Annotated in this window: 15 protein-coding genes and 1 pseudogene; 9 read left to right on the top strand and 7 right to left on the bottom strand. The window is 66.2% G+C overall.

Annotated features, from left to right (window positions below; translation table 11 throughout):
- Positions 1-51: 51 nt before the first annotated feature.
- The 4 genes from EV650_RS23160 to EV650_RS23175 are packed head-to-tail and all read right to left on the bottom strand — an operon-like array spanning position 52 to position 4,359.
- Positions 52-1,323 carry an ABC transporter permease gene (locus EV650_RS23160; RefSeq protein WP_134119426.1) on the bottom strand — a complete coding sequence of 424 codons (1,272 nt, stop codon included), beginning with the start codon at positions 1,321-1,323 and terminating at the stop codon, positions 52-54.
- Positions 1,317-2,009 carry an ABC transporter ATP-binding protein gene (locus EV650_RS23165; RefSeq protein ID WP_134121121.1) on the bottom strand — a complete coding sequence of 231 codons (693 nt, stop codon included), beginning with the start codon at positions 2,007-2,009 and terminating at the stop codon, positions 1,317-1,319. The genes EV650_RS23160 and EV650_RS23165 overlap by 7 nt, the downstream gene beginning before the upstream one ends.
- Positions 2,006-3,298 carry a peptidoglycan-binding protein gene (locus EV650_RS23170; RefSeq protein WP_134121122.1) on the bottom strand — a complete coding sequence of 431 codons (1,293 nt, stop codon included), beginning with the start codon at positions 3,296-3,298 and terminating at the stop codon, positions 2,006-2,008. Before EV650_RS23170 ends, EV650_RS23165 begins: the two co-directional genes overlap by 4 nt.
- Positions 3,295-4,359 carry a hypothetical protein gene (locus EV650_RS23175; protein WP_134121123.1) on the bottom strand — a complete coding sequence of 355 codons (1,065 nt, stop codon included), beginning with the start codon at positions 4,357-4,359 and terminating at the stop codon, positions 3,295-3,297. The genes EV650_RS23170 and EV650_RS23175 overlap by 4 nt, the downstream gene beginning before the upstream one ends.
- A 113-nt stretch (positions 4,360-4,472) precedes the next feature.
- On the opposite strand from EV650_RS23175, the gene EV650_RS23180 reads away from it, so the two are divergent.
- Genes EV650_RS23180 through EV650_RS23200 form a run of 5 tightly spaced genes read left to right on the top strand, consistent with a single transcriptional unit; the run spans position 4,473 to position 8,760 of the window.
- Complete coding sequence (locus tag EV650_RS23180; protein ID WP_134121124.1) at positions 4,473-5,183, top strand: response regulator transcription factor; 711 nt, start codon at positions 4,473-4,475, stop codon at positions 5,181-5,183.
- Positions 5,173-7,026 (top strand): sensor histidine kinase, encoded by a 1,854-nt coding sequence (locus tag EV650_RS23185; RefSeq protein WP_134121125.1) that lies wholly within the window; start codon positions 5,173-5,175, stop codon positions 7,024-7,026. Before EV650_RS23180 ends, EV650_RS23185 begins: the two co-directional genes overlap by 11 nt.
- A gap of 4 nt (positions 7,027-7,030) precedes the next feature.
- Positions 7,031-7,681 carry a hypothetical protein gene (locus EV650_RS23190; RefSeq protein ID WP_134121126.1) on the top strand — a complete coding sequence of 217 codons (651 nt, stop codon included), beginning with the start codon at positions 7,031-7,033 and terminating at the stop codon, positions 7,679-7,681.
- A gap of 11 nt (positions 7,682-7,692) precedes the next feature.
- A complete protein-coding gene (locus tag EV650_RS23195; protein ID WP_134121127.1) occupies positions 7,693-8,115 on the top strand; it encodes an MmcQ/YjbR family DNA-binding protein in 423 nt (140 codons plus the stop codon).
- A 21-nt stretch (positions 8,116-8,136) separates the two neighbouring features.
- Positions 8,137-8,760, top strand: coding sequence for a hypothetical protein (locus EV650_RS23200; RefSeq protein ID WP_134121128.1), 624 nt, complete (start codon positions 8,137-8,139; stop codon positions 8,758-8,760).
- On the opposite strand, the gene EV650_RS23205 is transcribed toward EV650_RS23200, so the two are convergent.
- The 3 genes and pseudogenes from EV650_RS23205 to EV650_RS41500 all read right to left on the bottom strand — a co-directional run.
- A complete protein-coding gene (locus tag EV650_RS23205; RefSeq protein WP_134121129.1) occupies positions 8,757-9,314 on the bottom strand; it encodes a flavoprotein in 558 nt (185 codons plus the stop codon). The two genes, EV650_RS23200 and EV650_RS23205, sit on opposite strands and share 4 nt — an antisense overlap.
- A 19-nt stretch (positions 9,315-9,333) precedes the next feature.
- On the bottom strand, positions 9,334-10,362 hold the full coding sequence (locus tag EV650_RS23210; RefSeq protein WP_238174399.1) for a hypothetical protein: 1,029 nt from the start codon (positions 10,360-10,362) through the stop codon (positions 9,334-9,336).
- A gap of 15 nt (positions 10,363-10,377) precedes the next feature.
- Positions 10,378-10,557, bottom strand: a pseudogene (locus EV650_RS41500) (helix-turn-helix domain-containing protein); the annotation flags it as partial.
- Between the two features lie 168 nt (positions 10,558-10,725).
- On the opposite strand from EV650_RS41500, the gene EV650_RS23215 reads away from it, so the two are divergent.
- From EV650_RS23215 to EV650_RS23230, 4 genes are all read left to right on the top strand, one after another.
- The gene (locus EV650_RS23215) at positions 10,726-11,091 is read left to right on the top strand and encodes a hypothetical protein (protein WP_134121131.1); all 366 of its coding nucleotides are present in this window, start codon (positions 10,726-10,728) and stop codon (positions 11,089-11,091) included.
- 188 nt (positions 11,092-11,279) lie between these two features.
- The gene (locus EV650_RS23220; protein WP_134121132.1) at positions 11,280-11,555 is read left to right on the top strand and encodes a putative ATP-grasp-modified RiPP; all 276 of its coding nucleotides are present in this window, start codon (positions 11,280-11,282) and stop codon (positions 11,553-11,555) included.
- Positions 11,555-12,508, top strand: coding sequence for an ATP-grasp ribosomal peptide maturase (gene tgmB / locus EV650_RS23225; RefSeq protein WP_134121133.1), 954 nt, complete (start codon positions 11,555-11,557; stop codon positions 12,506-12,508). The genes EV650_RS23220 and tgmB overlap by 1 nt, the downstream gene beginning before the upstream one ends.
- Positions 12,505-13,629, top strand: a complete 1,125-nt coding sequence (locus EV650_RS23230; protein WP_134121134.1) for a methyltransferase domain-containing protein — start codon at positions 12,505-12,507, stop codon at positions 13,627-13,629. Before tgmB ends, EV650_RS23230 begins: the two co-directional genes overlap by 4 nt.

Here is a 13,629-nt window from a genome sequence, read left to right on the forward strand (position 1 = left end):
CCGGTGCTCGCCCTGATCGTGGTCGGTTTCGCCGTCACTGCTCTGCTCTACTCACGTGCCTCGAAGCGCAGTGATGGGTTGGATGGCGGAGGCCTTCCAGGCGGGGTACGTACCGGCGACCAGCCCGATGAACGCACCCAGCAGGGGCGACCCGAACGCCAGCCGGTTGTCGAGGATCGGGGTCCAGTCCCGGATCCATGAGACGGCAACGGTGAGGATGACACCGACCGCCGTACCGAGCAATCCGCCGAGGAAACCGACGATCACGCTCTCCACCAGGAACTGAACGGCGATATGTCTTCGTGCCGCGCCCAGCGCTCTTCGCAGCCCGATCTCGGAGATCCGTTCCAGCACTGACAGCAGCGTGACGTTCGCGATGCCGAGCCCGCCGACCAGGAGGGCGACGGCGCCGAGCAGCAGGAACAACGCGTTCAGATCGCCCTCGACCCCCTTGCGTACGGCGCCCTGCTTCGGCGGAGCGTCGACGACGAGGGTGCTCGGGTTGTTCGGCTCGATCGCGATCGGCGCCTGCTCTGCGATCAACTGTGCCGCGCCGACCGCAGTACGGATCTCGACCGCGTCCGGGGACTGCAGGTTGTAGGCCTCTCGGGCCGCACCGTTCGGCATGATCACGGCGTCGTTGAGCTCGGCGCGACCGCTGACCGAATCGAGGATGCCGATCACCGTGTACGGCTCGTCGCCGATGAACACAGCCGGCTGCGAGTCGACCCGGTTGATACCGAGCCGCTCGGCAGCATGCTTGCCCAGGACAACTACCTTGTCGGCGCGCTGGTCGTGGCCGGCGTCGAAGAACCGTCCCGTCTGCAACACCGCGCGTACGGCGTCCCACAGCCCGGCCGAGCCGGCCATCACCTGCAGAGCCTTCCCAGCACCGGTGTCGAGGCCGGTCACGTTCTGGACCAGGTCGTCGCCGATCTGCAGATTGCTGACGGTGCCGGCCGCGTCCACACCGTTCAGCCGCTTGATCCGGTCGGGTGCATCCCATGGCAGTTGAGTGGCCGCTTCGCCTTCCTGCCCACCCTTGTCATCGGGCTGCACGACCACTCGAGTCGCCACCGCCAGGTCGAACCGCTGAGTGATCTGCCCGGCCGCTGTCTGACCCAGCCCCACAGTTCCTACTAGGGCAGCGACTCCGAGCACAGTGCCCAGAGTCGTCAGGATCAGCCGGGTAGGACGGGCAGCGACACCAGCCAACGCCTCGTCGAGCAGATCTCGTACCGCGGGACGAGATCTGGTACGACGGCGTCGCCGGGAGGTGGACGGCCCGCCGGCGGGATCCGGGGGGCCTGCTTGGGTTACCACTGGAGGGTTCCGTCGACGATGCGGACCTGACGCTGGGCGCGGCGACTGACATGGTCGTCGTGAGTGATGACCGCCAGCGTCATGCCTTCGGAATGCAGTTCGTCGAACACTTCGAGGATCGCCTCCGCGTTGGCGCTGTCGAGGTTGCCGGTGGGTTCGTCCGCGAGCAGCAGGCTCGGCTCCGCGACCAGGGCCCGCGCGATCGCGACCCGCTGCCGCTCACCGCCGGAGAGCGTGGTCGGCGCGAACTCCATCCGGTGCGCCAGCCCGACCCGCTCCAACGCGACCCGGGCCCGCGCCATCCGCTCCTTCCGCGGCACCCCGACGTACACCATCGACAGCGCGACGTTCTCCAGTACGGTCCGATGGTCGAGCAGATGGAACGACTGGAACACGAACCCGATCCGCTCCCCCCGCAGTACGGCGCGACGCCGCTCCCGCAGGCTCATCGTGTCCACGCCGTCGAGCCGGTAGACCCCGTCGGTCGGGTTGTCCAACAGCCCGAGCAGATGCAGCAGCGTGGACTTGCCCGACCCGGACGGGCCGACGATCGACAGGTACTCCCCCGGCCCGATGGTCAGGTCGACCTCTCTGATGGCCTGTACTTCGGGCGGCCCCGGGAAGAACCGCCGTACGCCGATCATCTCGACGACCGGTGCCGGCAAGGCAACAGCAGTGGCACTCACTTCCCGACCACCACCTGGTCGCCCTCGGACAACTTCGCGTCGCCCTTCGGCGTGACCTGCGCGAACCCGTCCGCGGACAGCCCGACCGTGACCGGGACCAGGTCCACCTGACCGTTCCGCAGTACCTCGACCCGCGAGCTGCCGTCCGACCCGGACGACAATGCGGCCAGGGGTACGGCGAGAACCTTGCCGGCCGTGCTCTTCACAGGGATCGTCACCCGGACGTTCGCGTCCCGCAGCAGGGCGAGCTGACTCGCGGTGAGCGAGTTCGGCCCGACCACGACGTCGTACTGGCTGCCGTTCTTCGTGACCCGGCGGACCTTGGCCGGGATCGCCGTACCGTCGAGGTCGAGGGACGCCGCCATACCGGCCTTCAGCCGCTGCGCCGTCTCCGCGTCGACCTTCAACGTCACGACCAGCGATGCGCCACTGGCCGACATCACCACGCCGTTCACCGTGCCGCCTCGCTCGACCTTCACGTCGTCAACCCGGCGCGGCAGGGTCTTCACGTAGACCACCTCGGACACCGGCAGCGGCGTACCGGCCTTGAACTCGGCCTCGCTCCGCGCGTCCTGGGCGTCGGCGAGGTTCGCCTCGGCGTCGTCGACGGCTCCCTGCTGCACCGACGTGTCCTTCGCCTTCGCATCCTTCGCCGCCTTGAGTTGCGCCTGTGCCTGGCGGAGCGCCTTCTTCGCCGCGTCCACCTGCTTCTTCGCGGCGTCGACCTCCTGCGTGAGCTGCTTGTCGGCCTCCGGCGCGTCGTACCCGGCGTTGTCGTACAACCGCTCCACGGCGGCCGAGGTGTCGAGGTCGTACTCGTCGTCGACCGTCCCCGGGTCGAGCCCGAGCCGGTCCAGCGTCTGCTCCAGCTGCAGCACGTCCGGTCCCTTGCTCCCCGGCGACAGGGACCGGTACATCGGCAGTACGCCGGCCAGCCCGATCACGGGCCGGCCGGTGATCTCGAGCAGCGCCTTGCCCTCGGTGATTGTCGAACCCACGGCCGGCACCTTCCCGGTCACGACCGGTGGCGTCTGGAGCCCGCTGGTCTCGACCCGGATGTTCACCGCGCCGTCGAACGAGGCGTCACCGCGCCCGACCGCCTTGCTGGACAGAGCCTTCTTCGCCACCGGCACCGTGATCTGGGACGCCTTCGGTGGCGCGGTCTTCGCGGCCGCGTCCTCCGGCGAGCTGATCCGGCTGCCCGCGGCCACGCCGACCCCGAGCGAGACCACGGCCACGCCTGCCACGCTGACGAGCACGCGGCGCCGGGACTTGGGTCGAGCGTTCACCGGTTCGCCATTTCGTCGCGGTACGACTCGAGCTCGGTCTTGTGCTGGTCGACGAACTCCTTCTCCGCCTCGTACTGCACCTTCTTGTAGGCGTCGTCGTACACCTTGGCCTTGCACTGCTGGTCCGCCTTGGCGAGGTCGATCTCGAACTTGCGCAGGTCGGCCAGCTTCGTCGCGTCGACCTTGTCGAACGACGGCGGACCAGTGATCGTCTTGGCCGGTCCGCCCTTGGCCGGCGGCTTGTTCCCGGTCAGCGCGTCGAGCTTCTGCTGGACCTGGTTGCGCGGGTCGTCGGTCTTCTTGAAGCCGGCATGGCCCGCGTCGGCCAGGCAGTCGGACCAGGCAGTGGTCGCGTCCACAACCCGCTGGTCGGAGTCGATCCGCTTCTGCAGTGCCTCGATGTCCTTGAACAGGCTGTCGAACTTCTTGAAGCTGGCGGTCCGGTCCTCGCCCTTGCCGTAGACCTGCTCGACTGCTTTGCCGCGGCAGCCCAGGTCCGTCGAACCGCTCGTGCTCGGGCCGCCCTTGCCGCCGCCCTGGATCACGACGGTGCCGTTGCTGGTCGCGTTCGGTCCGTTCAGCGTCTTGTCGTACGCCTTCTGCGCGGTCGGGGAGAGCGCGTTGCGGATCTTCGTGTTCGGGTTCGAGGTCTCGTCGTCTCCGGCCTTGGACCAGTCGATCGTGCTGATGCCGTACCCGTACTGCTCGGCGAACTTGTCCGGCGGCAGGTTGAACGCGTCGGCGAACTTGCTCTTCGCGTTCTGCTCCGGCGGCACGGCGACATAGTCGAAACCGGCCGCCTTCATGCAGGTCGCGGTGGCGTCCTCGACCTTGCGCTGCTTGGCCAACTCCTCCTCGCTCGGCTGCTGCGCGCCGCCGGCCCGGACCGCGACCCGGAACCCACCGCCACCGGACCCACTGACGAAGCCCTCGCCCATGTACTCCGCGAGCGGGCTCTTGTCGCTGTTCTGGTCCTCGGACGCGGCCGGGCTCTGATTGTTTCCACATCCGGCGAGCGCCAGGATCGCCACCAGGGTGAGTGCTTTTCGCGAGGTCTTCATGGCCAGTGAGCGTGCCGTCGCGGCGGTGAAGAAGCTGTGAAGGACCGGTTTGCACCCGATGCTCTCAGCCGATCTTCATCGGATTCTCATCAACTTCGGGGACATTGAGGGCTATGCCAGCGCGGATCTTGGTCGCCGAAGACGACCTGAAGCAGGCCGAGCTGATCCGGCGGTATCTCGAGCGGGAGGGGCACCTGACCGTCGTCGTCCACGACGGCCGGGCCGCGATCGACGAGGCCCGCCGGCGCAGCCCGGACCTGCTGGTGCTCGACGTGATGATGCCGAAGGTCGACGGCCTCGACGTCTGCCGGATCCTGCGGGCCGACGCCTCGAACGGTCTGGAGGTGCCGATCATCATGCTGACGGCCCGGGCCACCGAGGACGACCTGCTGCTCGGGCTCGACCTGGGCGCGGACGACTACCTGACCAAGCCGTACAACCCGCGCGAGCTGGTCGCCCGGGTCCGGACGGTACTGCGCCGGACCCGGAGCCGCGCCGAGGGTGAGGTGTACCGCGTCGGCGAGCTGGAGATCGACCCGAGCCGGCACGAGGTCCGGCTGGCCGGGAAGCTGATCGACCTGACACCGGCCGAGTTCAAGATCCTCGCCTGCCTGGCCGCGTCGCCCGGGCGGGCGTTCTCCCGGCAGCAGTTGCTCGAGCACGCGTTCGGCTTCGACCACTACGTGTTCGACCGGACCGTCGACGTTCACATGATGAACCTGCGGAAGAAGATCGAGCCGGCGCCCGGCGTACCGACGTACCTGAAGACCGTGTACGGCGTGGGTTACAAGCTCGCGGACAAGGTGGTCAGCCATGCGTCGTAGCGTGCTCGTCCGGTTCCTCGGACTGTCGCTCGCGGTCGCGCTCGGCGCGGTGATCGCGACCGCGCTGATCGCGACGTACAGCACGTCGGAGAAGCTGCAGGGCGAGATCGACGCGAACACCGGGCAGCTCCAGGTCGACGGCGAGATCTACGGCGAGTTGTCGCAGTACGCCTCGGACCATCCGACCTGGTCCGGCGTGGACAAACTGGTGCACGACCTGGCCGGGAAGCTCGGCCGCCGGATCGCCGTCACCTCCGAGGACGGCTCGGTGATCGCGGACTCGGCGCGGATGCTCGGCGCCGCGCCCGAGCTCCCATCGGTGCCAGCGGCAACCATCGACGCCCGGAACGAAGGCGTCGCGAAGATGTCCGTGTACGCCGCCCGTAAGACGCTGACCGGCGGTCAGGCGAGTGGCTTTGTCGCGACCGCGGCGGTCCCACCCTTCGTCTCCTCCCCCGACTGGGGGATGACCGACGAGGAGAAGCAGCAACGCCAGCGGCTGGGCCGGCAGGCGGTGGACTGCTACAACGCCAAGGGCATGTCCGCGACCCTCGCAGTGGCGGGCGGCAACGTCCCGCAGGTGATGGTCGAGTCGACGCAGTCGCTGGCCGGCGTCCGCGTGATGCAGAAGCCAGGCACGGCCGCGAAGGACGACACCTGCACGCCACCGGGGATGAACGCCCCGAGCGCCAAGGCCAAGATCGTGAACGACGACGAGATCCGCCGGGCGACCGCCTGCCTGGATGCGGCGAAGATCAACTACACGATCAACGACTTCGAGGGCCTGAAGTCGGTCGAGCCCAAGACCAAGGGTGAGTTCACCGACAAGTTCGTCGACTGCACCACCCAGGCCCGCGTCCAGGCGTTGACGCCGTACGTCGCTCCGCAGGCGAACCTGTACCTGGGGGCGAAGAGCACGTTCAACGTGTTCTCCGGTGAAGGACTGCTGCGGACGGCGGCGACCGCGCTCGGCGTACTGCTGATCGCGGCGTTGGTGATGATCTTTACCGGCCGCCGGCTGGTCCGCCCGATCGTGGCGCTGACCGGGGCGGCGCAGCGGATGCGGAACGGCGATCACGCGGCGCGGGTGCCGGTCAGCGGGAAGGACGAGGTGTCCCGGCTCGGGCACGCGTTCAACCAGATGGCCGAAGCCATCCAGCGGCACGACTTCCAGCGGAAGGCGATGGTCAGCGACGTCGCGCACGAGCTGCGTACGCCGCTGGCCAACATCAAAGGCTACCTGGTCGCGTCCGAGGACGGCGTGGTGCCGCTCGACCACGAGCTCGTCACGTCACTGCTCGAGGAGACCGGACTGCTCGAACACCTGGTCGCCGATCTCCAGGACCTGGCCCTCGCGGACGCCGGCATGCTCCGGCTGCACCCCGCTCCCCGCGATCTGTCCGAGCTCGCCCAGCAGGTCGTCTCCGCCCAGCGGCCCGCGGCCGAAACCGCCGGCGTCACGCTGACCGCGCACGCCCCGGAGCCCGCGATCGCGACGGTCGACAGCGCGCGCATCCGGCAAGCCCTCGGCAACCTGGTCTCGAACGCGATCCGCTACACCCCACCCGGTGGCGACGTGCTGGTCGGCGTACGGCGGGTGGACGACGGCTACAACCTGACCGTCACGGACAACGGCAGCGGGATCGCCGAGGAGCACCTGCCGCATCTGTTCGACCGCTTCTACCGGGCCGAGCATTCCCGCAGCCGGATCACCGGCGGTAGTGGACTCGGGCTCGCGATCACGAAGCACCTGGTCGAAGCCCACCACGGCCGCATCAGCGTGACGAGCCGCCTGGGCTCCGGGTCCACCTTCACGTTGTGGATCCCAGGAGTGCCACACTGACGGCGTGACTCAGCCTCCGAACCAAGGGCCGACCAGTGGCTGGCAGCAACAACCTGGGCAGCCCGGTCCCGGCTACACGCCGATGCAGTCCGGGTACGGTCCTGGATCGACGCAACCGCCGTACACCGGTTTCGGACCAGGCGGGCCGCGGCGTCCGCGGATACCGCTGTACCTCGTGGTGGCGATCGCCGGCGTACTCGTGCTGGTCGGCGTCGTCGCGCTGATCGTCCCAGGGCTCATGGGCGGTGACGACGACCAGAGCGGACCGACCGCGCCGTCCCCCGTAGGGCGCCAAGTGACCTCGCCGCAGCCGACCGCCCAACCGTCGACTCCCGGCGGACCGCGTCTCACCGAAGCGACGGCGCTCGCCACCAAGTTCCTCGCCTTCCTCAACGCGAACGACCAGAAGCACGCGCTGGCACTCGGTTGCGCGGACAGCATCAAGCTGCTGACCGGCCAGCTCCTGGTCACGATCGACCCGCCGACCAGGCTGACGGTCAGCGGACCCGCCGCCTCGGTGACCAGCTACTACCCCCGGATCTCGGTCCCGTTCTCCGGCACGACGAAGGGCGGCGCGCCGCTGAGCGGTACCGTCGACATCATGGACATGCCCTCCCAGCCGCTCTGCGTGCGCCTGACGTCGCTCGCGCCCTGATCCCTCTACGGATGGCGCCGAAGAAGGCCCGCGTGGCCGATGTCCACGAGATCGCGCAGGGAATGCCGCACGTCACCAAGTGGGAGCGCGACGACGGGACCGATCGGCCCGTCTACCAGGTCGGCGGCAAGTCGTTCGTGTTCTTCCGTACGCCGCGGCCGGACGCGGTCGACCCTCTGACCGGCGAGAAGTACGACGACGTGATCATGATCTGGGTCGAGTCCGAGGACGACAAGCTCGCACTGATCTCGGACGAGGCGAACCCGTTCTTCACCACGCCCCACTTCGACGGCCATCCGTCCGTACTGATCCGCGCCACCCGCCTCGGCGAACTGTCCCGGCAGGAGCTGACCGAGATCATCCAGGACGCCTGGCTGTCCCGAGCCTCGAACCGCCGCGCAACCACCTGGCTCGAAGAGCACCGGTTGAACTGATCGCGCTGCCACACTGATCCTGTGAGCTCACCGCCGCCCGGGCCGAACTACAGCTGGCAGCCGGAGAACCGCGACTACAAGTCCGCACCCACCTACGGCCAGCCGCCGAAGAAGAGCCGTGCGGGCCTGATCATCGCCCTGATCGTGATCTTCATCGTCGTAGCCCTCGGCGCCGTCGGCGTACTCGTCCAACGCCTGGTCTCCACCCACCAGAACTCCACAGCCAACCCCGGCCCCGGCACCTCGGTCGCACCCCCACCCGCGACGAAAACGACGCGCCCCACGGCACCCAAACCGACCACTCCCAAGCCGTCCACCCCGGCAAAGACCACACCTGCTACCCCGGCGACGTCAGCAGCAGCCTTAGGTCAGCAATTCGTTGCCCAACTCAACGCCAACAACTCCAAAGGCGCCGCCGCCCTGGCCTGCAAGAGCTCGGAACAACTGATCCCCCTCCTGATGCGCGCCCTGGTCGGCCCCCCAACCAACCTCACCACCGGCACCCCCACCGGTCAGACAACTACCCTCGTCATCCCCCTGTCCGGCACCTCCAAAGGCGCCAAAGTCACCGGAGTCCTAGTCCTCACCAAGCTCGCCCCCGCCCCCCTCTGCGTCCAAGCCTTCCAAATCACCACCACCCACTAGCCAGATTCGCGGATCCTGGTCGCAACGTCGATCTGCTCGAACACCCAGTCCCACCGGAATCCGTCGACCACCTGCGAGCCAGTTCCGGGCACCATCGGCTCCAGCGAGGTGGGCGAGCCATCGTGTGCATCGAGGATTCGGATACCCGCCTGACGAAGTACCGTGAGAGAGGCTGGCCAGGCGGGATGCCCAGTCAGCTCTTGACTGGCGTACGGCACGGCGACGGTAGGTGTTCGGGAGCCGAGGGCAGCGCACAGCGTGGTCAACGGATACGAGTAGGCGTTTCCAGTTGCCCAAGCATTCAGGGTGTGGAAGGTCGTCGGCACCACGGCAACGGCATCCGCTGCCGGAGTTCGCCTGGGCTCCGTGGGTTTGCGGTTGCCGACGATCACAGGAACGCCGCCCAAGTTCTGCTCCGCCAACCAAGGAAGTGCGGCATCGGTCGGTACGACGTAGGGGTCCCAACCCCGCTCGTACGCAGCCTGTACACCGTCACCAAGCCGGGCAGCTAGCGGCGCGCCGCAAGCGACCAGCAGAAGGGCGCGATTGCTCACGCCAAATCACCTGCCCAGCTCACAGTTGTACGCCGACCCAGTTGGCATAGCCGATGAGGTTGTCGGGCGCATGACGGCTTGCGTGGACAAGGCTGGCGATGGTTTCTCGAACGCTTGGGTGATATCTGGTCTTCTGGGGTGCGACCTGCCGTGCAACCAGCAGCGAACTCATGGAACCTTCGTTATCACCGATCAGCAACTGCGCACGGGCTGTGTCGATGTGATGGTGACCAATCCTGTCGGGCGGATAGCCGCTGGGTGTGTGGACTTGGCTGGCGAGTTCGACTGCGCTGCCATGGTTGCCGAGCTCCATTTCGATGGCGGCAGCATGGATCGCCACGTTCGTGGCACCGAACGACATCGCGCCTGCATAGCCAGTTGCCAGATCCATGCCAGTCACCTCCCGGCCAAGCACATCCGCGAGATGCCGAGCTTCCGCGAGTTCGCCACGGGCAGTATCCGCATCACCCTGGCGCGTTGCCAGAATCGAGGCGCGCAACCGCAGGTTGCCAGCCGCACATACCGCAATCGGATCGGCCGCCCGAACCTCGGCATCGATGTCGGCGAGCGCGGTGTGGATGATCCTCCGCCCGAGCTCGTGGCGGCCGGTTGTGAATGTGGAGTAAGCGCGCATGTAGCGATAGGTCGCGACCTGGTACGGATCACCGCAGCGGGATGCTGAGAAGTCCATGCGGGCAAGCAGTAGCGACACGAGATCGACCAAGCCGAGGGCGTACGCCACGTCGGCGGCCGATCGGTAGAGCTGAACGAGAAGATGGTGGGCGTGTTCGGCATCGCGACCAGTGAGTGTCTGTGACAACTGGACCAGTTCATCGATCAAGGCAGGAGCTCGGCCGAGAATCCGGGCGTACTGCGCATCGCGTCGGGCGAGCACCATGTCACGCACGTCAGGGCGGATTTCCGCAAGCGTTCGCATGGGTAAGTCGTCGAGAGTGAGATCGAAGTTCTCCAGCGACGCCCGCAAGTCATTGAGCGGGCCAGACAGCCGGTCCTCAGTCTGTTCCTCGATGAACGGCTGACCGGTCAAGTGGGTGACTGGTATCGACATCGCCCTCGCACACGCGGCAAGAAATGACTGGGACGCCGGCCTAGAGCCGCTCTCGACTTTGGTCAGGAGGCTGTGGGACACGTTCGCGCGTGCAGCAAGTCCTCGCTGGGTCAGCCGATTCAGTCGGCGATACGCGGCTATTCGGGCACCGGTGCTCAGCCTGCGATCTGACATTGCGTGTCTCCGGTTCCGGCAGTTGCGTATCTGGGTGGAACGATACCCGCGCCCTCGAATCGCTACTTGCTGAGTGTGCTGAGTGTTGCACCAAGTGTGCAACTCGACGACTTGCGCACTGACAACAATTGATCACACAGCGCGACAGGCTCGTGGAGGTGAGAGGGCATGCAGGTGGAATCACTGACCGCAGGCAGGTCCGACGACGAGATCGACCATCGAACTCTCGCGGTGGGGTACTTGCGGCAGTACCCGTCAATGACCCACTCCCAACTCGTTCAGGCGGAAGCGCATATCGCTGGACTCGCCGCGCAGCATCGCCTCGACCTGCGCAAGGTGTTCGTGGAGCACCTGGGCACTGATCCAGCCGCCTTCGACGCGCTAATCAAGAGGGTGAAGCGGCACAGGATCCCGGTGGTGCTCGTGCTCACACAAGTGCATCTAAGCGCCGTTGGCGGCGATGAGACGAAGGAAGAGCGACTTCGCCGTGAGACCGGCGCCCATGTGTTGGCCGCCAACAGGTCACATCCATGAGCCGACGAGTATCCACACCAGCCCGGTGGGCGGGCGTACTGACCCCTGCGTCTGCGCCCGTCCGCCGAGACCAGCCAACTCCTGGCTAAGCGGCGAACGGCAACTCGATGGCGACCTGATCGACGGCGAGCCGAAGACCTGCAAGCAACTCCGTGCTGACTGAATCAACCTGTGGAAGGACATGCGCTATGACTGCTATATCTCTTCGCCCGTGGGGCGTGAGCCGTGCCACCGAATGTAGTCCGCTGGATGACAGCGACGTTCTGGCGCTGACCGCCGAGGACATTGACCCGGTGACGCAACTCGGGATCTACCGCGATCCGACCGGTCAGGTCGTGCAGGCCGGGCCTCCGAAGCATGGCACGCAGCGAGCGCAGTTCAAGAGTCTCCCGACGGGGGGCGGCGATGGCTCGAAGCCCGGCAGCGGAGATGACACCAAAATCGTCGAGTACGTTCCTGACTGATGAGTGTTGACGGACCTGTCCTCGTCCTGACGTGTGCGGACGACCCGACGTCGGATGTGGTCCTGGCTGAGCTCAACAATCGCGGCGTACCCGTGTTCCGGTGTGATCCCGCTGATGTGCTCACAGGCAGGTTGGAGGTCTCGGCGCATTTCGGGACCAGCGGCGCGCGCAGCTATCTGCGCACAGACGCGAGGACCGTGGATCTCAGCTCTGTCCGATCGGTGTACTACCGCCGCCCGTCGTCGTACCTGGCTCCAACGACAATGTCCGAACGCGACGGACGATTCGCAAAGGAGCAGGCAAAACACGGCATGGCGGGCATCGTGGCCAGTGTGCGGGGCCGGTGGGTCAATCACATCTGGCGGGCAGTGGAAGCCGAGTTCAAGCCGACTCAGCTGATCGCGGCACGCGAGGCAGGTTTTGTGGTGCCGCCGACGATCATCACCAACAGGGTCGATGACGTACGCGACTTCACCAAGGAGCAGGGGTCGATCGTGTACAAGCCTTTGCAGAATACGGACCTTGCTGGATCGGATGGCACAGCGGCTGCGATCTGGGTGGATGAGGTCGAGGCCTCCAAGCTGGATGCCGGTCTGGGGTTGACCTTGCATTTGTTCCAGCGTCGGGTGGACAAGGTTGCCGACTTACGGGTGACTGTGATCGGCAACGAAATCTTCAGCGTCCGGCTCGAATCGCCACACATCGACTGGCGTCGTGACTACGACCAGGTCCGCTACAGCGTGGTCGACACACCCGTTGACATCGCAGCGCAGTGCCGCCGCTACCTCGACAAGTTCGGACTGCTGTTCGGTGCCTTCGACTTCGGGCTCACAGGCGATGGCTCGTGGGTCTGGTACGAATGCAACACCGGCGGACAGTGGCATTGGCTCGAACTCGAGACAGGACTACCAATGACAGCTGCTCTCGCTGACCTTCTGGAGATCACCCGATGACCGATCCGATCGATCAGCAGACATGGCAAGCCTTAGCCGGCGAGCTGGTTGCCTCGCTCAAACAAAAGGGGCACCTGAATGATCCAGGTCTGCGGGCAGCGTTCGCGGAGATTCCACGACACCATTTCGTGCCCGAGTACCTGCGCCTGGACGTCGATCCGGCGGGTGCCGCTCGCGTTGACGGCGTCGTCGACCGATCAGACCCGGAGTACCTGCAGACCATCTACTCCGATCAGGCGTTGATGACGCAGACGAAGCCTGTCCAAGGGCAGCCTGACAGCTTCGTATGGAGTTCATCCTCGTCGATGCCATCCGTCATGGCCGACATGATCGAGGAACTCCAGATTAGTCGAGGTATGACCGTACTGGAGAGCGGCACGGGTACCGGCTACAACGCAGCGATCCTTTGTCAACTGCTCGGCGATGCTGCGGTAACGACGGTGGAGATCGATCCCGACCTGCTTCACACAGCACTCGTACGCCTGGCCGATCTCGGATACCGCCCATCCACCAGCCCACAGCCCCGGAACTACGATCGGATCCTGTCAACCCACGCGGTCGACAACATTCCGGTCAAGTGGACCGAGCTAGGTAAGCCGGGAGCCGTCATCCTGACTGATCTTCGGCCACCCTCGAACACCCAGATCGGTGCCTGGGCAAAACTCACGATCGACGAAGATGGTCGCGGCGCGACCGGCCGTCTGATGGCCCCTCGCGGCTACTTCATGAGCGCGCGCAAAGTACCGGAGTTCGCCGACGACGGCCAGAACCTGCCCGTGCTGACCCTTGAAGAGCACCAACGCAGAGCACAACTGGTGGTCACTCGGACAACCGATCTTTCTCCCGAGATCTTCAATGACACAGGGTTCGGCCTGTACTTCTGGCGCCGCCGCCCGGATGTCTGGTCGTGGTACCACGCCGGAGAGATCAGCCTGAGCACCGCAGACGGCACCTGGACCCAGGTGCGCAACACCGCGGTCAGCCACATCGGTGAACGTGATCTCTGGGCCGAGGTGGAGGACGCGCACCGAGAGTGGCAAGCGTCAGGGCGGCCGCCGATCACGGAATGGACTATCCGCATCACTCCTGAAGGGTCCACCGAGATCGAACTGCCGCACTGA

Origin of the sequence: Kribbella kalugense (genome assembly GCF_004365875.1) — a bacterium.
Classification (GTDB): Bacteria; Actinomycetota; Actinomycetes; order Propionibacteriales; family Kribbellaceae; genus Kribbella; species Kribbella kalugense.